The sequence below is a fragment of the Pseudomonas anguilliseptica genome (assembly GCF_021375795.1).
Lineage (GTDB): Bacteria > Pseudomonadota > Gammaproteobacteria > Pseudomonadales > Pseudomonadaceae > Aquipseudomonas > Aquipseudomonas anguilliseptica_A.
Window position 1 is genome coordinate 114,456 of sequence record NZ_JAEIOI010000005.1, and the last position, 22,193, is coordinate 136,648.

General features: G+C 61.5%; 18 protein-coding genes and 4 tRNA genes. 6 read left to right on the top strand and 16 right to left on the bottom strand.

Annotation, left to right across the window (positions count from 1 at the left end; genetic code table 11):
* Nucleotides 1–46 precede the first annotated feature (46 nt).
* A complete protein-coding gene (gene leuD / locus IOD17_RS16465; protein ID WP_233686120.1) occupies nt 47–694 on the bottom strand; it encodes a 3-isopropylmalate dehydratase small subunit in 648 nt (215 codons plus the stop codon).
* Between the two features lie 10 nt (nt 695–704).
* Nucleotides 705–2,132 (bottom strand): 3-isopropylmalate dehydratase large subunit, encoded by a 1,428-nt coding sequence (gene leuC / locus IOD17_RS16470; protein WP_233686121.1) that lies wholly within the window; start codon nt 2,130–2,132, stop codon nt 705–707.
* A gap of 182 nt (nt 2,133–2,314) precedes the next feature.
* Here leuC and IOD17_RS16475 point away from each other — a divergent pair, with 182 nt between their 5' ends.
* Together IOD17_RS16475 and IOD17_RS16480 are read left to right on the top strand one after the other, a co-directional pair.
* On the top strand, nt 2,315–3,208 hold the full coding sequence (locus tag IOD17_RS16475) for a LysR family transcriptional regulator (protein ID WP_233686122.1): 894 nt from the start codon (nt 2,315–2,317) through the stop codon (nt 3,206–3,208).
* Between the two features lie 103 nt (nt 3,209–3,311).
* Complete coding sequence (locus IOD17_RS16480) at nt 3,312–6,605, top strand: EAL and GGDEF domain-containing protein (protein ID WP_233686123.1); 3,294 nt, start codon at nt 3,312–3,314, stop codon at nt 6,603–6,605.
* Nucleotides 6,606–6,653: 48 nt separating this feature from the next.
* Here the strand turns inward: IOD17_RS16480 and IOD17_RS16485 are convergent, their stop codons facing one another.
* A complete protein-coding gene (locus IOD17_RS16485; protein WP_233686124.1) occupies nt 6,654–7,097 on the bottom strand; it encodes an Hsp20 family protein in 444 nt (147 codons plus the stop codon).
* Between the two features lie 125 nt (nt 7,098–7,222).
* Here IOD17_RS16485 and IOD17_RS16490 point away from each other — a divergent pair, with 125 nt between their 5' ends.
* Nucleotides 7,223–7,969 carry an SDR family oxidoreductase gene (locus tag IOD17_RS16490; RefSeq protein ID WP_233686125.1) on the top strand — a complete coding sequence of 249 codons (747 nt, stop codon included), beginning with the start codon at nt 7,223–7,225 and terminating at the stop codon, nt 7,967–7,969.
* Nucleotides 7,970–8,145: 176 nt separating this feature from the next.
* Here the strand turns inward: IOD17_RS16490 and IOD17_RS16495 are convergent, their stop codons facing one another.
* The 5 genes from IOD17_RS16495 to IOD17_RS16515 all read right to left on the bottom strand — a co-directional run bounded on the left by IOD17_RS16495 (nt 8,146) and on the right by IOD17_RS16515 (nt 12,953).
* Entirely contained in the window at nt 8,146–9,126 is a 981-nt protein-coding gene (locus tag IOD17_RS16495) for a tRNA dihydrouridine synthase (protein ID WP_233686126.1), read from the bottom strand.
* Between the two features lie 115 nt (nt 9,127–9,241).
* Nucleotides 9,242–9,691 (bottom strand): acyl-CoA thioesterase, encoded by a 450-nt coding sequence (locus IOD17_RS16500; protein WP_108489074.1) that lies wholly within the window; start codon nt 9,689–9,691, stop codon nt 9,242–9,244.
* Nucleotides 9,688–10,338, bottom strand: coding sequence for a bifunctional 4-hydroxy-2-oxoglutarate aldolase/2-dehydro-3-deoxy-phosphogluconate aldolase (locus tag IOD17_RS16505; RefSeq protein ID WP_233686127.1), 651 nt, complete (start codon nt 10,336–10,338; stop codon nt 9,688–9,690). Before IOD17_RS16505 ends, IOD17_RS16500 begins: the two co-directional genes overlap by 4 nt.
* A gap of 36 nt (nt 10,339–10,374) precedes the next feature.
* Entirely contained in the window at nt 10,375–12,183 is a 1,809-nt protein-coding gene (gene edd, locus IOD17_RS16510; protein WP_233686237.1) for a phosphogluconate dehydratase, read from the bottom strand.
* A gap of 89 nt (nt 12,184–12,272) precedes the next feature.
* Nucleotides 12,273–12,953 (bottom strand): 6-phosphogluconolactonase, encoded by a 681-nt coding sequence (locus IOD17_RS16515; protein WP_233686128.1) that lies wholly within the window; start codon nt 12,951–12,953, stop codon nt 12,273–12,275.
* Nucleotides 12,954–13,047: 94 nt separating this feature from the next.
* On the opposite strand from IOD17_RS16515, the gene IOD17_RS16520 reads away from it, so the two are divergent.
* The gene (locus IOD17_RS16520) at nt 13,048–14,910 is read left to right on the top strand and encodes a sensor domain-containing diguanylate cyclase (RefSeq protein WP_233686129.1); all 1,863 of its coding nucleotides are present in this window, start codon (nt 13,048–13,050) and stop codon (nt 14,908–14,910) included.
* Here the strand turns inward: IOD17_RS16520 and IOD17_RS16525 are convergent.
* The 8 genes from IOD17_RS16525 to IOD17_RS16560 all read right to left on the bottom strand — a co-directional run bounded on the left by IOD17_RS16525 (nt 14,880) and on the right by IOD17_RS16560 (nt 19,490).
* The gene (locus IOD17_RS16525) at nt 14,880–15,719 is read right to left on the bottom strand and encodes an alpha/beta fold hydrolase (RefSeq protein WP_233686130.1); all 840 of its coding nucleotides are present in this window, start codon (nt 15,717–15,719) and stop codon (nt 14,880–14,882) included. The two genes, IOD17_RS16520 and IOD17_RS16525, sit on opposite strands and share 31 nt — an antisense overlap.
* Before the next feature lie 11 nt (nt 15,720–15,730).
* Nucleotides 15,731–16,270, bottom strand: a complete 540-nt coding sequence (locus tag IOD17_RS16530) for a TetR/AcrR family transcriptional regulator (RefSeq protein WP_233686131.1) — start codon at nt 16,268–16,270, stop codon at nt 15,731–15,733.
* 170 nt (nt 16,271–16,440) lie between these two features.
* Nucleotides 16,441–16,516 (bottom strand) — tRNA-Glu (locus tag IOD17_RS16535).
* Between the two features lie 48 nt (nt 16,517–16,564).
* A tRNA-Ala gene (locus IOD17_RS16540) sits at nt 16,565–16,640 on the bottom strand.
* A gap of 51 nt (nt 16,641–16,691) precedes the next feature.
* Nucleotides 16,692–16,767 (bottom strand) — tRNA-Glu (locus tag IOD17_RS16545).
* A 66-nt stretch (nt 16,768–16,833) separates the two neighbouring features.
* Nucleotides 16,834–16,909: transfer RNA gene (locus tag IOD17_RS16550), tRNA-Ala, on the bottom strand.
* 146 nt (nt 16,910–17,055) lie between these two features.
* The gene (gene gltX, locus IOD17_RS16555; RefSeq protein ID WP_233686132.1) at nt 17,056–18,537 is read right to left on the bottom strand and encodes a glutamate--tRNA ligase; all 1,482 of its coding nucleotides are present in this window, start codon (nt 18,535–18,537) and stop codon (nt 17,056–17,058) included.
* 32 nt (nt 18,538–18,569) lie between these two features.
* Nucleotides 18,570–19,490, bottom strand: a complete 921-nt coding sequence (locus IOD17_RS16560) for a LysR family transcriptional regulator (protein WP_233686133.1) — start codon at nt 19,488–19,490, stop codon at nt 18,570–18,572.
* Between the two features lie 107 nt (nt 19,491–19,597).
* Here IOD17_RS16560 and IOD17_RS16565 point away from each other — a divergent pair, with 107 nt between their 5' ends.
* Together IOD17_RS16565 and IOD17_RS16570 are read left to right on the top strand one after the other, a co-directional pair.
* A complete protein-coding gene (locus IOD17_RS16565) occupies nt 19,598–20,647 on the top strand; it encodes an HlyD family secretion protein (RefSeq protein ID WP_233686134.1) in 1,050 nt (349 codons plus the stop codon).
* Nucleotides 20,648–20,696: 49 nt separating this feature from the next.
* Nucleotides 20,697–22,187, top strand: coding sequence for an MDR family MFS transporter (locus tag IOD17_RS16570; protein WP_233686238.1), 1,491 nt, complete (start codon nt 20,697–20,699; stop codon nt 22,185–22,187).
* The last annotated feature ends 6 nt before the right edge of the window (nt 22,188–22,193 follow it).

The following is a 22,193-nucleotide window of genomic DNA, read 5'->3' on the forward strand; positions in this document are numbered from 1 at the left end:
TCTCAACTCATTAAATCGGCGAGTGACGGATGCACTCGCCCACTGATTATTTGATTGCGCCGAACAGCCAAGGGCTGCGCTGCTGATAGGTGGTTTCAAAGGCCTTGATCGCATCGCTGTCCTGCAAGGTCAGACCGATATCGTCCAGACCATTGAGCAGGCAATGCTTGCGGAAGGCATCAACCTCAAAGCTGTACTGCACACCATCGGGACGGGTCACGGTCTGCGCGGCTAGGTCGACGGTCAGCTGATAACCGACAGTGGCTTCTGCCTGCTGGAACAGCGCATCAACCTCTTCTTCCTTGAGGATGATCGGCAGCAGGCCGTTCTTGAAGCTGTTGTTGAAGAAGATATCGGCAAAGCTCGGAGCGATGATCGTACGGAAGCCGTACTCTTCCAGCGCCCAAGGCGCGTGTTCGCGGCTCGAACCACAACCAAAGTTCTCCCGCGCAAGCAGCACGCTGGCGCCCTGGTAGCGCGGGAAGTTCAGCACGAATTCCTGGTTAACCGGGCGTTTGGAATTGTCCTGATTCGGCTGACCGACATCGTGATAGCGCCACTCATCGAACAGGTTCGGGCCGAAGCCAGTGCGCTTGATCGACTTCAAGAACTGCTTGGGGATGATCTGGTCGGTGTCGACGTTGGCACGATCAAGCGGTGCAACCAGGCCGGTGTGTTGGGTAAAAGCTTTCATCGTCAGCTCCTTAGGCCTGGATCAATTCGCGCACATCGATAAAGCGGCCGGTCACCGCAGCAGCGGCAGCCATTGCCGGGCTGACCAGGTGGGTACGACCACCCGCGCCCTGACGGCCTTCGAAGTTGCGGTTGGAGGTCGATGCGCAATGCTCGCCACTGCCAAGTTTGTCCGGGTTCATCCCCAGGCACATGGAACAACCTGGCTCACGCCATTCAAAACCGGCCTCGATAAAGATGTGGTGCAAACCTTCTTGTTCCGCCTGCGCCTTGACCAGACCCGAACCAGGCACCACCAGCGCCTGCTTGATGGTGCTGGCAACCTTGCGCCCCTTGGCTACTTCAGCGGCAGCACGCAGGTCTTCGATGCGTGAGTTGGTGCACGAGCCGATAAACACGCGGTCCAGCTGGATATCGGTAATCGGCTGATTGGCCGACAGGCCCATGTACTTCAGGGCGCGGATGATCGAGTCCTTCTTCACCGGGTCGCTTTCAGCGGCCGGGTCCGGCACGTTCTGGTCCACAGCCAGAACCATTTCAGGGGAAGTACCCCAGCTGACTTGCGGCTTGATGTCTTCAGCTTTCAGTTCGACCACGGTATCGAACACTGCATCAGCATCGGAAACCAGGTCCTGCCACTGCGCCACAGCCTTGTCCCAATCCGAGCCCTTGGGCGCGAACGGACGATCCTTGACGTAGGCGATGGTCTTTTCATCCACCGCCACCAGACCGACGCGGGCACCCGCTTCGATGGACATGTTGCAGATGGTCATGCGCCCTTCCAGCGACAGGTCGCGGATTGCGCTGCCAGCGAACTCCAGGGCATGACCATTGCCACCAGCGGTGCCGATCTTGCCGATCACGGCCAGCACGATGTCCTTGGCGGTGACGCCGAACGGCAGCTTGCCTTCGACGCGCACCTGCATGTTCTTCATCTTCTTGGCAACCAGGCACTGGGTGGCGAGCACATGCTCGACCTCGGAGGTGCCGATGCCGTGGGCCAGCGCACCGAAGGCGCCATGGGTGGAGGTGTGCGAGTCGCCACAAACGACGGTCATGCCCGGCAAGGTCGCGCCCTGCTCCGGACCCACCACGTGAACGATGCCCTGACGCACGTCGTTCATCTTGAATTCGAGGATGCCGAAGTCATCGCAGTTCTCGTCCAGGGTCTGTACCTGGATACGCGACACTTCATCAGCGATGGCCTCAAGGCCGCCTTGACGTTCAGCCTTGGTGGTCGGCACGTTATGGTCCGGGGTGGCTATGTTGGCGTCGATGCGCCACGGTTTGCGGCTGGCCAGACGCAAGCCCTCAAAGGCCTGCGGCGAGGTCACTTCGTGGAGGATGTGGCGGTCGATGTAGATCAGCGACGAACCATCGTCGCGACGCTTCACCTCGTGCATGTCCCAGAGCTTGTCGTACAGCGTTTTGCCGGCCATCAGCGATTCCCTCATCAACTTGTTTCTATGCCTGGGCAAATAGCCCTTTGGCTTATGGGGCCATCCTATGGCTCCGAACGAAATTACTCAAATTCATATTTTTTATTCAAAGGATTCCAAATCGGAATACGAGTACGGCATGCTGATCGCAATCCACCCCACTCGCCGCCAGGACCTGCCACATGGATCTCGCCACCCTGAATGCCTTTATTGCCATTGCCGAGCTGGGCAGCTTCTCGGAAGCGGCAGAGCGCCTGTTTCTGACCCAGCCAGCGGTGAGCAAACGTATCGCCAGCCTGGAGCAACAGCTCAATGTACGCCTGTTCGACCGCCTGGGCCGCGAGGTGAGCCTGACCGAGGCCGGCCGCGCCCTGCTGCCACGGGCCTATCAGATTCTTAATGTGCTCGATGATACGCGCCGCGCTCTGACCAACCTGAACGGCGAGATCAGCGGTCGCCTGACCCTGGCCACCAGTCACCATATCGGCCTGCACCGCTTGCCTGCACTGCTGCGCGCCTTTACCCGTGCCTACCCGCAGGTGGCATTGGATATCCAGTTCCTTGATTCAGAAGTGGCCTATGAAGAAGTGCTACATGGCCGCGCCGAGCTGGCGGTGATCACCCTCGCCCCGGAAACCCGCGAGCCCGTGCATGCCGTAGCAGTGTGGGACGACCCACTGGATTTCGTCGCTGCCCCCGAGCATCCGCTGGCGCGCAATGGTGCCGTCAGCCTGGCGGATGTGGCCCATCACCCGGCGGTTTTCCCCGGCGGCAACACCTTTACCCACCACATTGTGCGGCGCCTGTTCGAGGCGCAGGGGCTGACGCCGAATATCGCCATGAGCACCAACTACCTGGAAACCATCAAGATGATGGTTTCCATCGGCCTGGCCTGGAGCGTACTGCCGCGCACCATGCTCGATGACCAGGTTGCGCGCCTGCCGTTGCCCGGCATCCAGCTGACGCGCCAGCTGGGCTATATCAGCCATACCGAACGCACCCTGTCGAATGCTGCGCGAGCCTTTATGAACCTGCTGGATGCCCAGCGTGACGGTCTTGCACAGGCAAGCGAGTAAAGGCTAACGTGGGCTCATAACGATAAGAAAGGTTTCTGCATGACTCAGCCCAGTTGCTCAGCCAACGGCCACGAAACCCGCGCACGTAAAGGAAGAGTGGATCGTGGCCAAATCCAGTGATCGCCGTCCGCCACTGCCGTTTATCCCGGCACTGGATCCTGCCGAATTCGAAAGCACCTGGAACGATGCCCCACGTCTGTTGCGTGCGCTCAATGGCGCCAAACTCGGCACCTGGTACTGGGACATTGAAAGCGGCCGGGTCAGTTGGTCACGCGGTGCCCAGGCACTTTTCGGCCTTGATCCCAAACAGCCGCTGCAAAAGCGCATCGACTATATCGAGCTGATCCCGGAAGAAGACCGTCCGGAAATCATTCGACTGTTCGAACAACTGCTCGCCGGCACCCCAAGCACCCGCGCCTTCCGCCACCGTATCCGCTGGCCAGATGGCAGCCTGCACTGGCTGGAAATCAGCGGCAGCCTGCAGCAGGACGCCGACGGCAAACATCGGGTCATCGGGGTCATCCGCGATATCAGCAACCAGCAGGCCCGCGAGCAGGCCCTGCGTAGCAGCGAAGAAAAATTCGCCCAGGCCTTCAATTACAGCCCCGATGCGGTGGTAATCACCGACAAAGCCAGCGGTCGCTTTATCGAAGTCAACGCCGGCTTCGAACGTCAGTTCGGCTGGACCGTTGAACAGACCCTGGGCCGCACCTCACTGGAAATGGGTGTCTGGGCCTGCCTGGAAGATCGCCAACGGATGATGACGGCGATCAGCAACAACAGCCTCAATGGCCTGGAAGTGCCGCTCTACCACCGCGATGGCAGCATCCGCCGAAACCAGTTGTTCGGCGGCGAAATCATGCTGGAGGGCAAGCTCTGCCTGGTTCTGTCGCTGCGTGACATTACCCAGCAACGCCAGCAGGAACAGGCGTTGCACGACAGCCAGGAGCGTCTGGACCTGGCATTGGACTCCGCCGACCTCGGCACCTGGGACTGGCACATCCCCAGCAATATGCTGTTCGGCTCGGCCCGCGCCTCCAAACTGCACGGTTTGAAAGAGGAACCCTTCCACGACGATTTCCGCAAGTTCTTCAGCTGTGTACCGCTGGCTGACCGCCACGCCATGCGTAAGCATTACCAGACCCTGGCGCAGGGCATCACCGAGGATTATCAGGTCACCTACCGGGCGATCTACGCCAATCAGGAAGTGCACTACCTGGAAAGCACCGCCAAGCTCTACCGCGACGCCCAGGGCCAGCCTGAACGCATGGCCGGCATCCTCATCGACATCAGCGAGCGGGTGCGCCGCGAGCAACGCCTGGCCGCCTCGGAAGCCAAATTCGCCAGCCTGTTCCAGGCCAGCCCAGACCCTGTCGCCCTGACTACCCTGCCCGACGGCTTTGCCCTGGAAATCAACTCCAGCTTCAGCCAGACCTTCGGCTGGCAACCAGAGGAAGTGGTCGGCCGCAAGATGACCGACCTCAACCTGTGGGCCGATCTGAGCCAGCGCACCGCGCTTTACCACAAGCTGCAGCACGACCAGAGCCTGGACAACGAGGTAGCCGACTTTCTCGACAAGCAGGGCCATGTCATCACCTGCGTGGTGTCCTCACGGCCGATCATGCTCAACAACCAGAGCTGCATCCTCACCACTTTCCGCGATATCAGCGAGCGGCAAAAAGCCCAGGCAGAGCTGCAGGCCAGCCAGGAGAAATTTGCCCTGGCATTCCACTCCAGCCCCGACGCCATCACCATTACCGAACGCGACACTGGCCGCTATATCGAAGTCAACGAAGGATTCAGCCGCCTGACGGGCTACAAACCCGAAGAAGTGATCGGCCGCAGCGCCATGGAGCTCAACGTCTGGGCTGACCTGGCCGAGCGCGATCTGATGGTGGAGAAGCTCAAACGCGACGGCCATGTCTACCACATGGAAATGCACGGCAAACACCGTGACGGCATGGTCAAACTGGTCGAAGTGTCGGTCGAGTCGATCGAGCTGAACAACACCGCCTGCCTGCTGCTGACCGCCCGCGACATCAGCGAGCTGAAAAGCGCTCAAGCCCAGGTGCAGCACCTGGCCTACCACGACTCACTGACTAACCTGCCCAATCGTGCCTTACTTCTCGACCGCCTGACCCAGCAGATTGCCTTGCTCAAGCGTCATGAACTGCGCGGCGCCCTGCTGTTTATCGACCTTGATCACTTCAAGCACATCAATGATTCCCTCGGCCACCCGGTCGGCGATGCAGTGCTCAAACTGGTGACCGCGCGCCTGGAGTCCAGCGTGCGCCAGGAGGACACCGTGGCGCGCCTGGGCGGCGACGAGTTCGTCGTGCTGATTTCCGGCCTGGAGGGCAAACGCTCGACGGTGGTCAGCCAGATACGCATGGTGGCGGAAAAACTGCGCCACCTGCTGGCCGAACCCATGCTGCTCGACGGTCACCAGCTGCAGGTCACCCCGAGCATCGGCATCGCCCTGATCCCCGATCATGGCGACACCCCGTCCGACCTGCTCAAGCGCGCCGATATCGCCCTGTATCGAGCCAAGGATTCGGGGCGCAACTGCATCCAGCTGTTTCGCAACACCATGCAAAAAGCCGCCAGTGAGCGTCTGCGCCTGGAAAACGACCTGCGCCTGGCCCAGGCCCGTGGCGAATTCGAACTGCATTTTCAGCCGCAGGTGGATGCACGTAACAATCAGGTCATCGGGGCTGAGGCGCTGCTGCGCTGGATGCACCCGACTCTGGGCGCACAGTCACCGGCGCTGTTTATTCATATACTCGAAGAAAGTGGGCTGATCCTCGAAGTCGGCGGCTGGGTGCTTGCTGAAGCCTGCCATGCCTGCGCCCAACTGCTGCGTCAGGGCCTGGTCGATGCGTCGCAATTCAGCCTGTGCGTAAACATCAGCCCGCGGCAGTTCCGTCAGCATGATTTTGTCGAGCGGGTGGAAAGCAGCCTGACCAGCAGCCAGCTGCCCGCCAATATGCTCAAGCTGGAAATCACCGAAGGCATCGTGATCCAGAACATCGACGACACGGTCGCCAAGATGAACCGCCTCAAACGCCTGGGCGTGAGCTTTGCCATGGACGACTTCGGCACCGGCTACAGTTCGCTGACCTACCTCAAACGCTTGCCGGTGGATGTGCTGAAGATTGATCAGTCATTCGTGCGCGACGCCACCCAGGACGCCAACGATGCCGAAATCATCCGTGCCATCGTCGCCATGGCGCGCAGCCTGGGGCTGGACATGATTGCCGAAGGGGTCGAACAACCGGATCAGCTGGAGTTTCTCCAACAACAAGGCTGCCACCACTACCAGGGCTACCTGTTCAGCAAACCGGTGCCGCTGGAACAGTTCAGCCAACTGCTCCTCGGTACGCCGAGCCCCCGTTGAAACAACAAGGGCACCCGAAGGTGCCCTTGTTGTTCACATACAGCGCACTTAGCTCTGCAATACGCGGCCGGCACCAATCGGGATGCGCTTGGCCTTGGCCTCTTCCGGCACGATGCGCACCAGGTCGATGTTCAGCAGGCCGTTGACCAGGCTGGCGGCCTTGACCTCGATATGATCAGCCAGACGGAACGACAGCTTGAAGGCACGCTGGGCGATGCCCTGGTACAGGTAAGTGACGTTCTCGGCGCTGGTATCACGTTTGCCACCAGTAACAGTCAGTACGCCGCGCTCGACCTGCAATTCAAGGTCGTCTTCCTGGAAGCCCGCCGCCGCGACTACGATGCGGTATTGGTCGTCGGCATATTTCTCGACGTTGTAGGGTGGGTAGCTGCTACCCGACTCATTGCGCATGGCCGACTCGAACAGGTCATTGAAACGGTCAAAGCCAACGGACTGACGGAACAGTGGGGTCATAGAAAATGCGGTGCTCATAATTTAAATCTCCTGAAATTCAGCGAGTGATACAGGACCCGACTTCGGCATCCTGCATGACTGAAAATGTGGTTACTCAACTGGATTTCAAGCCTCTGCAAAAATTTCTTACAGGGAGCAATTCGATGAGCAAGGTCATGCTGATCACCGGTGCCAGCCGCGGCATTGGCGCTGCCACCGCCAAGCTGGCGGCGGCTCAGGGCTATGCACTGTGCCTGAACTATCACCGGCAACAGGCAGCGGCTGAGGCGCTGGCGAACGAGATCACCCAGGCCGGCGGCCAAGCCATCGCCGTGCAGGCTGATGTCGCCGACGAAGGCCAGGTGCTGCAACTGTTCGCCCAGCTTGACCGGCACTTTGGCCGCCTCGATGTACTGGTCAACAACGCCGGCATACTGGAGCCACAGATGCGCCTGGAACAGATGGAGCTGGCGCGTTGGCAGCGGGTATTTGCCGCCAATGTGTTTGGCAGCTTTCTCTGCTGTCGCGAGGCGATCACGCGCATGTCGACACGCCAGGGCGGTAGCGGCGGTGCCATCGTCAACCTGTCCTCGGTGGCTGCCAAACTCGGCGCACCAGGTGAATACATCGACTATGCGGCGGCCAAGGGCGCCATCGATAGCATGACCCTGGGTCTGGCCAAGGAAGTGGCGGCCGATGGCATTCGCGTCAATGCGGTACGTCCCGGGGTGATCGAAACCGAGATTCACGCCAGCGGTGGTGAGCCGGATCGGGTCGCGCGGGTCAGCCAGAGTGTACCCATGGGGCGCGGCGGCCTGGCTAGCGAAGTGGCCGAAGCCGTACTCTGGCTGGCCAGCGAGCAGGCGTCATACACCAGTGGCGCGCTGCTGGATGTGAGCGGCGGGCGCTGAGAACCTATTTACAATCTGCTGCGCGTCGGCCCTGCTGCGTTAAAAACAGGCTCGGAATGTCATGTACAACAGTACATTCCGCTTCCTCACCGTTTTGACCAGCCGAAGGCTGTTACTACGTAGCGCCTTGCATGACTCTCGCTCGCGAGATCGTAAATAGGTTCTGGGGGAAACGCTCAGGCGCTGGCCTGTTCGACGCGCCCGGAGTCGGCAAACTCGATACCGAGCAGAGCATCGATACGCAGACAGTCGCTTTCTCGGCGCAGCAGGTTGAACAGCTCGGTCGCTTCCGGGTAGCTGCGCGTCAGCATCGCCAGCCACTGCTTGAACCGACCCGGCGCGTAGCGTGGCGACATCTTGCGCCGCGCCTGCAGCCAGAAATCCGCCAGCAGCGGCTGTAGCTCAGCCCAACTCATGGCCACCACCTCCTGCCCGGCCCTGGCCGCCGCAATCTGCCGGGCCAGGTCCGGGCGCGCCACCAGGCCACGGCCGAGCATGATGTCCTCCACCCCGCTGACCTCGCGACAGCGCCGCCAGTCATCCAGGGTCCAGATCTCACCATTGGCAAATACCGGCACCTTGACCGCGTCCTGCACCCGCGCCACCCACTCCCAATGCGCCGGCGGCTTGTAACCTTCGACCTTGGTTCGCGCGTGCACCACGATCTGCGCCGCGCCGCCCTCGGCCAGTGCCTCGGCGCATTCCAGGGCGTAATCCTTGTGATCAAAACCCAGGCGCATTTTCGCCGTCACCGGAATACTTGCCGGCACCGCACCGCGCACTTCACGGACAATCGCATGCAGCAACTCGGGCTCTTTGAGCAATACCGCACCGCCACGGGACTTGTTCACCGTCTTGGCCGGGCAGCCGAAGTTGAGGTCAATCACCGGTGCGCCGAGGGTGCAGGCAAAGGCGGCGTTATCCGCCAGGCAGGCCGGATCGGAGCCGAGAAACTGCACGCGCAGCGGCGTGCCGGTGGCTGTTTGCGCGCCGCTGAACAACTCAGGCGCGAGCTTCTCGTAGCTGCTGACGGGCAAGACCCGCTCGGTGACCCGGATAAACTCCGTCACGCACCAATCGATGCCGCCCACCTGAGTGAGCAAATCGCGAAGGATTTCGTCGACCAACCCCTCCATCGGGGCCAGGGCGATTTGCATAGGCAGTCTCTTGAAAATGCGGTACTGAACTTCGGCTAAAAGTCGCAGGTAGAAAAACGCCGCGTAGTGTACGCGGCGTGAGGGTGAAACGCTCAGGCATTAGCCCAACGGCGCGTCACAGTTCCATGGGAAAAGGCGGCTGCAAAGCAGCGCCATACCCCTCAACAAACTCCGGCGGCATGCGCTTGGGCTTGCCGCTGGACAGCTCGATGCAGACAAAAGTGGTTTTCGCCCGCAACAGGGTCACGCCGTCTTCCGGGCGAATCAGCTGGAAGCGCCGGTCCATCTTCAGGCGCTGATCGGACTCGACGATCCAGGTGGCCATCTGCAACTGCTGGTCTTCATAAGCACTGGCCAGGTAGTCGATCTCATGGCGCAGCACCGCCATGGCGCGGTCGAGGCGGCGATACTCGGCCAGATCCAGGCCGAGAAACTGCGAATGGCGCCAGGCGCAGCGCTCCAGCCAACTGACGTAGACCGCGTTGTTGGCGTGGCCAAGACCGTCGATGTCCTCGGCCGTCACCTGAATATCGATGACAAAGGGATTGCTCAGCTCCCAACTCATGCCGGTTGCTCCAGGCTACCGGCCAGGGCGCGGGCTTCGGCCGCCAGTTGGGTGATCTGATCCCAGGCGCGGGCGCGCACCAGGTTGCTTGGCGCGATCCAGGTGCCGCCCACGCAGGCCACGTTGGGCAGGCGCAAAAAGCTCAGCAGGTTATCCGGGGTTACCCCACCGGTCGGGCAGAAGCGAATACCGGTGAATGGCCCCTTGAAGCTCTTGAGCATCTTGATGCTGGTCGCACCGTTGGCCGGGAACAACTTGAGCGAGCGATAGCCGTACTCCAGCGCCAGCAGCACTTCCGAGGGCGTCATCACCCCCGGCAAATACGGCAAGCCGGAGTCTTCTGCCGCCGCCGCCAGGCGTTCGGTGCAGCCAGGGCTGACAGCGAACTGCGCGCCAGCATCGCGGGCCTCCAGAAACTGCTCGGCATGGATCAGCGTACCGGCGCCAATCAGCAGGTCCGGTAACTCCTTGCGCATTGCGGCCAGCGCATCCAGCGCGCGTGGCGTACGCAGGGTGACTTCCAGCACGCTGATGCCGCCGGCGTGCAGGGCACGGGCCAGGTCCAGCGCCAGGCTGATGTCTTCGATCACCAGCACCGGCAACACCGGGCGGGCCTGTTGCAGCACCATATCCATCGTCAGGCTCATGCCTTGCTCCCCGCTCTCAAGATTCAATCATCGCGTTCAGTCTTCAAACAGACTGCTGGCGCCCTGCTCTGCCGAGCCCACCAGGCGGCGCTGGGCGGCGAACAGTTCCAGACCATACCCCAATTCCAGCTCAGCACTGGCAGATGCCAATGGCCGTGCGGCCAGTTGCTGCTCACTCAGTTCCACCTGCAGCAGACCATTTTGCGCATCCAGCAACAGCCAGTCGCCATCCTGTAAACGCGCAAGGGGGCCGCCGGCAGCGGCTTCTGGAACCACATGCAAGGCACTGAGAACCTGACCGGAAGCACCGGACATGCGCCCATCCGTGATCAGTGCCACCCGTTGACCGGCCTGCTGCAAATTGGCCAGCAAGGGCATCAGTTTATGCAGCTCGGGCATGCCATTGGCTTGTGGGCCTTGGAAGCGCACCACCAGCACCAGGTCACCTTGCAACTCACCAGCGCTATAGGCAGCCTGCACGGCCGCTTCCGAATCGAAGATGCGCGCCTGGGCGCGGATGCGCCAGAAAGCCGGATCCACCGCTGAGGTTTTCACAATCGCGCGCCCCAGGTTGCCCGCCAGCAGCACCAGCCCACCTTCTGCGGCAAACGGCTCACCTACGTGCCGGACAATATCAGGTGCCGGGCTCTGCACCGGCAGGTCGCGCCAGACCAGGCGCTCGCCCTCCAGCCAGGGTTCGCGGGTGTAGGCCTGCAGGCCATGCCCGGCAGCCGTGGCCACATCGTCATGCAGCAAACCAGCGCCGAGCAGTTCACGCAGCAGCCAGGCTGGCCCGCCTGCGGCCTGAAACTGGTTCACGTCTGCTGCGCCATTCGGATAAACCCGCGCCAGCAGCGGCACCACCTTGGACAACGCGGCGAAATCATCCCAACTCAGTTCATAGCCCGCCGCTCGAGCGATGGCCGGCAGGTGCAAGGTGTGATTGGTCGAGCCGCCACTGGCGAGCAAGGCCACTACCGCGTTGATCAGCGCCCGCGCATCAATCTGCTTACCGACCGGCAGATAACGCTCGCCCTGGCGGCTGTTGTGCGCCACCAGGCGCGCCGCCTCATCAGTCATGGCATCGCGCAGCGGCGTATAGGGGTGGATAAAGGCGCTGCCCGGCACGTGCAGGCCCATCGCCTCCATCAGCAATTGATTGGTGTTGGCAGTGCCGTAAAAGGTGCAGGTGCCGGCCTGGTGATAAGCAGCCAACTCGGCGGCCAGCAGCTCATCACGGCTGGCTTCGCCACGGGCGTAACGCTGGCGGACGGCGGCTTTTTCCTTGTTCGGCAGGCCCGACTGCATGGGCCCGGCCGGCACGAACACCGCCGGCAGGTGGCCGAAATGCAACGCGCCGATCAACAGGCCGGGGACGATCTTGTCGCACACGCCCAGGTACAGCGCGCCATCAAAAATACCGTGGGTCAGGCCGATTGCTGCGGCCTGGGCAATCAGATCACGAGAGAACAGCGACAGCTGCATGCCCGCCTCGCCCTGGGTGATGCCATCGCACATGGCCGGCACCCCGGCGGCAAACTGCGAGGTCGCGCCGGCCTTGGCCAGAGCCACTTTCAGGCGCTCGGGATAGTCCCTGAGCGGCGCGTGGGCCGAGAGCAGATCGTTGTAACTGGAAATGATCGCCACATGCGGTGAGCCACCCTGCTTGATGATCAGCCGCGCATCCTCAGGCTGCGCCGCCAGGGCATGGGCCAGGTTGGAGCAGCCCAGCGCCTGATGCGCGGTGCGCGCGGCCGCCTGTGCCAAGCGTTGCAGATAGCGTTCGCGGCGTTTGGCCGAACGCTGCTCCAGCGCGGCGGTCACCTGCTCAACAACTGGGTGCAACATGACGGGGTCCTTTCTCGGCGAGGTACTGGCTTGCAGTGTAACGGCTTAACGCCCGCTTTCGCCCATGCACGTAGCAACCCGGACGTTCAGGGCGCCCAATAGATGTTCACGGGTAATGGGCTGCGCTGCAGCCAGGCATACAGCGGTAACTCACGAGCCGCTGGCTGGTCGCTCAGCACCGACTCAATCAATTCTCGCTTGCGCGCCCCAAAAGCCAACAGCCCCAGCCATTGGCCGCGCTGCAACATGGCCAGATTCAGTGACAGTCGCCGGCGGGGCTCTTGCGGCGCCAGGGCCGGCAAGGCAGCGGGCAGCGCCTGCGGATCGAGCGCATCCGCTAGGCCAGGCATACCGGGAAACAGCGAAGCGATATGACCGTCCTCCCCCATACCCAGCAACACTGCGCTAAACGGCGGCCATTGCGCCAACCGCTCGCCCCAACTTAATGCTGATTGATCCAGGGTCGCACCCTGACGCGGATCCAGGCAGTTGGCCTGCGGCAAGCCCTGATGCAGCAACTGCCAATTGCTCTCGGCGGCCTGCGCCGGTACCCAGCGCTCGTCGCTGGGGCTAAGGTCAAGGCGCGCACTCTCCAACTGCTGCGCCAGTAACGGCAACAAGGCTTGCGGGCTGCTACCGCCCGGCAAAATCAAGGCGGCACGCGCCTGCTGCGTCAACGTGGCTTGAATCTGAACCACGAGATCAGCAGCCAGCGCCTTCAGACAGTCGTCACGCTGGGCATGGTCATGCAGCAAATTCTGGTTCATGTGCAACCCCGGCTACGCTATCGGTATGTCATCAGGCCGCGCAATAATGCACCTTTGTCGCGACTGCCAACATACTTGCCATGGAATGCCTGTTTTGACTGCGATACTGCGCCTCTTTCTTCTGCTGTTGCTGCCGGCACTCGGACAAGCCGCCAGCCTGCCTCTACAGGCCAGCGATGCGCCGCTACTGCCCGGACCGGTCATGTACGTCTGGGCAGACCCTGAAGGACAGGCCGACATCCATCACGTGCGCCAACTTCCTGAGTCCGCCTGGCAACCCGTGACCCGCCGCGACGCCAGCTTCGGCTACAGCAAGCATGCGTACTGGCTGCGCTTCAGCCTGCACAACCCGGCTGACGCACCCATCAGCTGGATTCTGCTGATCGGCAACCCACTGCTCGACAGCCTGGAAGCTTATGGCCTGGATAACGAGCGGATCTATCAGGCCGGCGATCAACACCCCTTCAATCAGCGCTGGGTCGAGCATCGTCAATTGGTGCTGCCCGTGAACCTGGCGGGCGGCGAAGCGCGGGAGCTGATCCTGCGCATGCAGACCGACGGCTCGGCCAACCTCAGCGCCAGCCTGATGAGCGCCGAGGCCTTCAACCATCACGAACAGCGCATGTTGCTGTTGCAAGGACTGTTCTTTGGCGCGCTGTTGGTGATGATGATCTACAACCTGTCGATCTTCATCATCACCCGCGACCGTAACTACCTGTGGTACAGCCTGTTTGTCGCCAGTTTCAGCCTGTATCAGTTCATTCAGTTGGGGTTTGCCCTGCAGTGGTTGTGGCCGAACTCATTGAACTGGCACCAGTTGAGTTTCCCGTTCAGCTCGGCGCTGGCAACCCTGTTCGGCATTCTGTTCACCTACGGCGTACTTGATCTCAAGGCCAAGCACCCCGCCTACACCTGGATCAGCCGCCTGCTGATCGGTTGCAGCCTGCTGGTGATGCTGCTGGCTCTGGCCGCGCCTTACCTCGTGGCACTGCTCGGCAGCTTTATCCTGCTGCTGGCCTGTGCAATCTTCGGCTGCATCTTCACCATTCTGCGTTGGCGCGATGGCTATCCACCGGCCAAGCTGTTTGCCCTTGGCTGGTCGACATTGATCATCGCCAGCCTGTTCAGCGTGCTCAGCGGCACCGGCCTGATCGCCAACTCCCTGCTCACCCTGCACGCCCAGCAGATCGGCAGCCTGCTGGAACTGGTGATTTTCTCGATAGCCCTCGGCACGCGCATTCGCCTGGCGCAGATCGAACAGCAGATTGCTCAGGCCCGTTTGTTTGCCAACGAGCATCAACTGCGCATGGAGCAAGCCAAGAGTCTTGAGCTGCAACGGCAGATCAACGAGGGGCTGGAAAACCGCGTGCAGGAACGCACCGCCTCCCTGCAACAAGCCCTGGAGGAGCTGTCCAGCGCCAACCAGCGCCTGGCCGAACTGAGCCGGCACGACAACCTGACCGGCCTGTTCAACCGCCAGGTACTCAACGAGGAACTGGAGCGCATGCTCGCGCAAGCACGCCGCAGCCAGCAGCCGATTGCCATGCTGATGATGGATCTGGATCACTTCAAAAAGGTCAACGACGCCTACGGTCACCTGGTCGGTGATGCCTGCCTGCAGCACGCGGCCCAGCGCATGCGGCAGCGCATGCGCAGTAACGACCTGCTGGTACGCTTCGGCGGCGAGGAATTTGCTGCCGTACTCTGCGACACCGATCAAGCCGGCGCCATGGACCTCGCCGAGCAGCTGCGCACAGACCTGGCAGAACATCCCTGCCTGCACCGGGACTTGCGCATCGAGCTAAGCCTGAGCATTGGCGTCTATGCGCTGATTCCGGATGCCAGCAGCAACCGCGAGCAATTGCTGCGGCATGCCGATCAGGCACTGTATCGAGCCAAAGCCGCTGGTCGTAACCGGGTGGAGGCTTACGACGCCAACGCTCTGGACGGCTGCTGAGGCAAGGATTCCAGCAGTTCCAGCACGGCCTGCAACAGGCGGGGATCAGCCAACAAACGCTGATGCCCACCGTTGTCCAGGCGCAGTAAACGGCTGTCGAACCAGTTCTGATGCAGCGCTTCAGCCTCGCTGAATGGCACCATCGGGTCGTCCGTGGCATGCACCACCAGCCCGGGAATATCTAACTGGTAGCAGGCGCTATCTAGCTGCCCAGCGGGGATACCGGCATTCTCTTCGACCAGCCTCACGAAATGTTCGCGCGCCTGACGTGGCAAGCCCATATAGCGTGAGAACCGCCCCAGCATGCTGAGAATCCGACTCGGCGCGGAAATGCTGATCAACGCCTCAGTCCGCAGGCCCAGTTGCGTAGCCAGCAAGGCACTCGCGCCGCCCATCGAATGGCCAATCACCGCCTTCAGCGGCGGCAACTCACTGGCTGCCTCAAGCAAAGCCCTGGCGAACATCACCACATTGGCTTCACGCCCCGGTGAGCGGCCATGGGCTGGCGCATCCAGCGCCACCACACCATAACCGGCCTTGACCAGCACTTTGATCAACTCGGCAAATTGCGTCGGCCGACCTTCCCAGCCATGCATCAGCAACACCGCCGGGCCACTGCCCCAACGCAGCGCCGACAAACCGAAGCGCAGGGTGATGCGCTCGGCATGCTCCAGCAGCGGCAACTCCCAGGCCCGCGGTGGCAGACGGCGCGGCGTCATAAAGGCTCGACGCCAGGTGCTCGCCAGGGCATGAGGTGCCAGCAAACCAACGGACGCATTGAAACCACGCACCCAACTCATGTTGTTCATTGCCTTGCTCCTCAGACGATGGCCGATTTGGCAGCACGTAGAACGCGATCAGACAACTCCCCCGGCCCCAGCGCCCGTGCCAGCGCCAGCCCTCCTACCATCAAAGCAATATCGGCCAACGCCTTGTTGGCATCCTCGGGACCGCCTGCCAGCTGTGCACTCATCAGTTCCAGGTGCTCGGCCAGTGCCGTGCGAAAACTCTCCGGCAGGCGCGTCAACTCACCCAACGAGCTGGGTAATGGGCAGCCCTGGTCGCTGGCGTCGCGATGCTTGCGCGATAAGTAGAAGGCTGCCAGCAACGCGCGGCGTTCCTCGGCCGGCAACTGGCTGTCCATCTGTTTGATCAGCTCGCGACGCTGGCAGAGCATCTGCTGGAACACCTCCAGCATCAGCGCGTCCTTGCTATCGAAGTGCGCGTAGAACCCTCCCACCGTCAGCCCGGCAGCACCCATCACGTCCCCGACACTGGGTTCCGCTGGGCCGCGCTGCAACAAGGCGGCACCGGCCGCAGCAAGAATCCGTTCACGGGTCTGAGCTTTCTTGTCGTTCATCTTCACCCCCTAATATTACGATTGAAATATTATGCTCGTAATAATTCTCTGCAAGCGCCAATCACGACCACCGGTCGGCTGCATTCGGAGCAGGAAGAAATTTCGGACTGAAAAACAAAAGGGCCATTCCATAGGAATGACCCTCCAAAATCCCGCAGAGCGGGTAAAAATGGCGTCCCCTAGGGGACTCGAACCCCTGTTACCGCCGTGAAAGGGCGGTGTCCTAGGCCACTAGACGAAGGGGACGAAACCTTCGAAGAACAAGGCCAGCACTAAGCTGGCCTGTCGTGGAATTGGTGGAGCTAGACGGGATCGAACCGTCGACCTCTTGCATGCCATGCAAGCGCTCTCCCAGCTGAGCTATAGCCCCGGATTTAACGTCTCTCGACACACAATGCCGAAGCACTGTGGCTGGAAATAGTGGCGTCCCCTAGGGGACTCGAACCCCTGTTACCGCCGTGAAAGGGCGGTGTCCTAGGCCACTAGACGAAGGGGACGCAGATACCCTTCAAAACTCAGCCAGCTCAGTGAGCCAACTGTGGCAAGCCTTTCGGCTTTGAGATTGGTGGAGCTAGACGGGATCGAACCGTCGACCTCTTGCATGCCATGCAAGCGCTCTCCCAGCTGAGCTATAGCCCCATCTCAAGGACGGGGCGCATGTTAAGAGCGCGCCCCCTACCTGTCAACAAGATTTTTCCGTATTTCTGCATTCTTTATGCTGACAGAACAATCACTTACCCAATTTAGACCCGGCACATCAGTGCCGGGCCGGGCGCGTGAACCGCTTAGCCGATGCTCGCCAGCAGCTTTTCCCACTCTTTGTTTTCTTTCTTCGACACACCCCCGAGCAGTTCGATGGCCTGACGCAGACGGAAACGGGTCAGGTCCGGGCCGAGGATTTCCATGGCATCCAATACCGATACCGAACTCGCTTGACCAGTTACCGCGGCAAACATCAGCGGCATGGCATCGCGCAGTTTCAGTTCAAGGTGCTCGACCACGGCCTGGATGCAGGCGGTGATCTTGTCTTTCTCCCACTGACGCAGCGCCTCGAGCTTCCACAGGATCAACTGCATCACCTGACGCACCTGATCGGCAGAGAGCTTCTTGTGCTCGAACAGCTTGGCATCCAGAACCAGGCCACCGGCAAAGAAAAAGCTGGCCAACGGCGCGATCTGGCTGAAGGTTTCCACCCGCCCCTGCACATGCGGAGCAATCTGCATCAGGTAGTTGCTGTTGAACGCCCACTTCTGCGCGCCAGCGGCAAACTCTTCGACACTCAACTCACGCATCCACTGGCCGTTGAGCCAGGACAACTTCTCCAGGTCGAAGATCGGCCCGCCGAGGGAAACCCGGTTGATATCGAAATGCTCGACCATCTCATCGAGGCTGAACTTCTCGCGCTCGTCCGGCATCGACCAGCCCATGCGACCGAGGTAGTTGAGCATCGCCTGCGGCAGGAAGCCCATGCGCTCGTAGAAGGTGATCGAGGTCGGGTTCTTACGCTTAGAGAGCTTGCTCTTGTCCGGATTACGCAGCAGCGGCATATAGCACAGCTGCGGTTTTTCCCAGCCGAAATACTCGTACAGCAGGATCAGCTTGGGCGCCGACGGCAGCCATTCTTCGCCGCGCAGCACGTGGGTGATGCCCATCAGGTGATCGTCAACCACGTTGGCCAGGAAGTAGGTCGGCAGGCCATCGGTCTTCATCAGCACCTGCATGTCCATACGATCCCAGGGGATCTCGACCTCACCACGTAGCATGTCCGGCACCACGCAGACGCCTTCGCTCGGCACCTTCATGCGCACGACATTCGGCTCGCCAGCGGCCAGGCGCTGTTGCACCTCATCAGCAGATAGGTGCATGCAGTGGCCGTCGTAACGTGGCGTCTGCTTGGCTTCCATCTGCTCGGCGCGCACCTTATCCAGGCGCTCGGCGCTGCAGAAACAGTGGAAGGCATGGCCTTTCTCCACCAGCTCGGCACTGTATTTCTGGTAGATGTGGCCGCGCTCGCTCTGCCGGTACGGGCCATGCGGGCCGCCGACATCCGGCCCTTCGCTCCACTCGATGCCGAGCCAACGCAGGGCGTCATAGATCTGCTGTTCCGACTCACGGGTGGAGCGCAGCTGATCCGTGTCTTCGATACGCAGGATGAACTCGCCACCGTGCTGACGGGCAAAACACAGGTTGAACAGGGCGATATAGGCAGTGCCTACGTGCGGATCACCAGTGGGCGACGGCGCAATACGGGTGCGAACGGTGGTCATGGAAAGTCTCGAAGAGTTGCAGTGAACGCGGATTAAGGCGGCGATGTTAACAGGCCTGCCAGGGGCGGCTCCAGCAGCCGACCCGCGGATAGCGGCAGACTGCGAATCAGAAAATCGAGAAAGGTTTTCACCTTCATGGCCTGAAAGCGTCGAGACGGGTAGACCGCATACAGCTCGCCAGCCAACAGCCGGGCCTCGGGGAGCAGTGCCACCAACTGCCCGGCCTGCACCGCCGCTTCGCAGATCATGATCGGCAGGCCGGCAATCCCGGCACCCGCCATGGCCACTTCGCGGGCAAAGGTGATGTTGTTGCACGACAGCACACCCTGGCAGGCAATGTGCTCGCCCTCCAGCGGCCAGTAACGCGTCGAATCATTCGGCAGCAACACCGCGCGGTGCCCGGCCAGCTCGGCAACTGTCTGCGGCGTGCCGTGCCGGGCCAGATAGTCCGGGCTGGCATACAAGCGCCGACTGGTTTCATAGACCTTGCGCGCAATCAGGGTGGAGTCCTGCGGCTGGCCGACCAGAATGGCGATGTCCACGCCCTCCTCGACCGGATCGACGCGCCGCGAGGTCAGCTCCACCTCCGCCGTGATCTGCGGGTACTGACGCATAAAGTCGCCCAGCACCCGACCGAGAAACAGCTGGCCAAATTCAATTGGCGCCGTGATGCGCAACAGGCCCGCAGGCGCCAACTGCAATTGCATCACCGCCTGCTCGGCCTCGGCGAAGTCGAGCATGATCTGTCGGCAACGCTCGTAATAAGCCTGCCCCACTTCGGTCAAGCGCAACTTGCGCGTGGTGCGATTGATCAGGCGCACACCCAGGCGCTCTTCAAGCAGGGCAATGCGTCGACTGACTGTCGACTTCTGCATGCCCAGCCCCTGAGCCGCCTGGGTAAAACTGTGGCACTCGACCACGCGAGTGAAGATCAGCGCATCATCCAGCCCCATTATTGTTCCCTATAAGCAACAAAGTTTCTGAAGTCTAGCGACTACAGGCGAGAAAGGAACACTGTTAAATTCACTTACAATTTTTGCCCGACCTTCGAGCACCTGCCATGCCTGCCCAACTGCAACGCCGCCTGTTTATCTTTCTGGCCCTCCTCGCCCTGATCGTCGCCAGCCTGTTCGGCCACTGGTGGCTGGTCGGCCGCCACCTCGAAAGCACCGACAATGCCTACGTGCAGGGTGAAATCACCCGTGTTTCGAGCCAGCTCGGCGCGCGCATCGAGCAGGTTTTGGTGCAGGACAACCAGCACGTCGAACAGGGTGAACTGCTGCTGGTGCTGGAAAGCGCCGACTTCCAACTGGCCAAGCAGCGTGCCGAAGCGACCCTGGCCACCCGTGAAGCCGAACTCAGCCAAGCACGCAGCACTCTGGATCAGCAGGCCAGCCTGATTGCCGCTAGCCAGGCCGACGTTTCAGCCAGCCAGGCCACCCTGGGGCGTACGCAGATCGACCTCTCGCGCGCACAAACCCTGCGCAAACCCGGCTTCGTCTCCGAAGAACGCGTCACCACCCTGGCCGCCGACAGCCGCATCGCCCGCTCGCAAGTGAGCAAAGCGCAAGCCGACCTGCAGGCACAGCGCCAGCAGGTCAACACCTTGCACGCCGAAATCAAACGCCTGGAAGCACAGATCAGCAGCGCACGCACCGACCTCGCTCAGGCTGAGCTGAATATCGCCCGCACCGAAATCCGCGCGCCGATCAGCGGCTTTGTCGGCCAGCGCGCAGCGCGCCACGGTCAGTACGTGCAGACCGGTGCCTACCTGCTGTCGCTGGTGCCGGATCAGGACATCTGGATCCAGGCCAACTTCAAGGAAACCCAGATCGGTCAGATGCGCCCTGGGCAGACAGCAGAGTTGACCTTCGACAGCTTCCCCGACACGCCGATCGAAGGCCGGGTCGACAGCCTGTTTGCCGCCTCCGGCGCGCAGTTCAGCCTGCTACCGCCAGACAACGCCACAGGCAACTTCACCAAGGTGGTGCAACGCATCCCGGTGAAGCTCACCTTTGCCGCCGACAACCCACTCAAAGGCCTGATCCGTCCGGGCATGTCGGTCGAGGTCAAGGTCGACCTGCAGTCCGAGCCGCACCATGGCAGCTGATGCCCTGATCCGCCCGACCGGCGAGCCGAGCCGGCGCGACTGGATCGCGGTGATGAGTGTGATGCTCGGCGCCTTTATGGCCGTGCTGGACATCCAGATCACCAACTCATCGCTGAAAGACATCCAGGGCGCGTTGTCGGCCACCCTGGAAGAAGGTTCGTGGATTTCCACCTCCTACCTGGTGGCGGAAATCATCATGATTCCGCTCACCGCCTGGCTGGTCCAGCTGCTCTCGGCACGTCGCCTGGCGGTGTGGGTATCACTGGGGTTTCTCGCCTCCTCGCTGCTGTGCTCCATGGCCTGGAGTCTGGAGAGCATGATTGTGTTTCGCGCCATGCAGGGCTTCACCGGCGGCGCGCTGATTCCCCTGGCGTTCACCCTGACCCTGATCAAGCTGCCGGAACACCACCGCGCCAAGGGCATGGCGCTGTTCGCCCTGACCGCTACCTTCGCCCCGTCGATTGGCCCGACCCTGGGCGGTTGGCTGACGGAAAACTTTGGCTGGGAATACATCTTCTATATCAACGTGCCGCCCGGTCTGCTGATGATCGCCGGGCTGATGTATGGCCTGGAGAAAAAGCCCGCTGACTGGCAGCTGCTGAAAAACACCGATTACGCCGGCATCGTCACCCTCGGCATGGGCCTGGGCTGCCTGCAAGTGTTTCTCGAAGAAGGCCACCGCAAGGACTGGCTGGAATCCAGCCTGATCAGCGGGCTGGGTACCGTGGCCGCGATCAGCCTGGTGCTGTTCGTCATCCTGCAAATCTCGCGACCCAACCCGCTGATCAACCTCGGCGTGCTGCGCGAACGCAACTTCGGCCTGTCGAGTATTTCCAGCATCGGCCTGGGCATGGGGCTGTATGGCTCGATCTATGTGCTACCGCTGTACCTGGCGCAGATCCAGGGCTACAACGCCCTGCAAATCGGCGAAGTGATCATGTGGATGGGCGTGCCGCAGCTGTTTCTGATTCCGCTGGTGCCGCTGCTGATGAAGAAAATCTCGCCGAAGTGGCTGTGCGCCCTGGGCTTTGGCCTGTTCGGCGGCGCCAGCTTTCTCTCCGGGGTGCTCAATCCGGACTTCGCTGGCGAGCAGTTCAACCACATCCAGATTCTGCGTGCACTCGGCCAGCCATTGGTGATGGTGACCATCTCACTGATCGCCACCGCCTACACCCTGCCGCAGGATGCCGGTTCGGCGTCGAGCCTGTTCAACATCCTGCGCAACCTTGGCGGAGCCATCGGCATCGCCCTGCTTGCCACCCTCCTCGACAGCCGCGCCAAGGTGTATTTCGACTACCTGCGCGAGTCGCTGGTGCCGAGCAACCCGCAGGTCGCCGAACGCCTGGCGCTGCTGACGGAGAAGCTCGGCAGTGAACAGGCAGCCCTGGCCAAGCTCAGCGAAATCACCCATCAACAGGCGGCGATCATGGCCTACAATGACGCCTTCCACTGCATCGGCATCGCCCTTGGCATCAGCATGCTGGCGGTGCTACTGACGCGCAAACTGCCTGCCGGCGCCACCGGCGGCGCGGCGCATTAAAGCCTG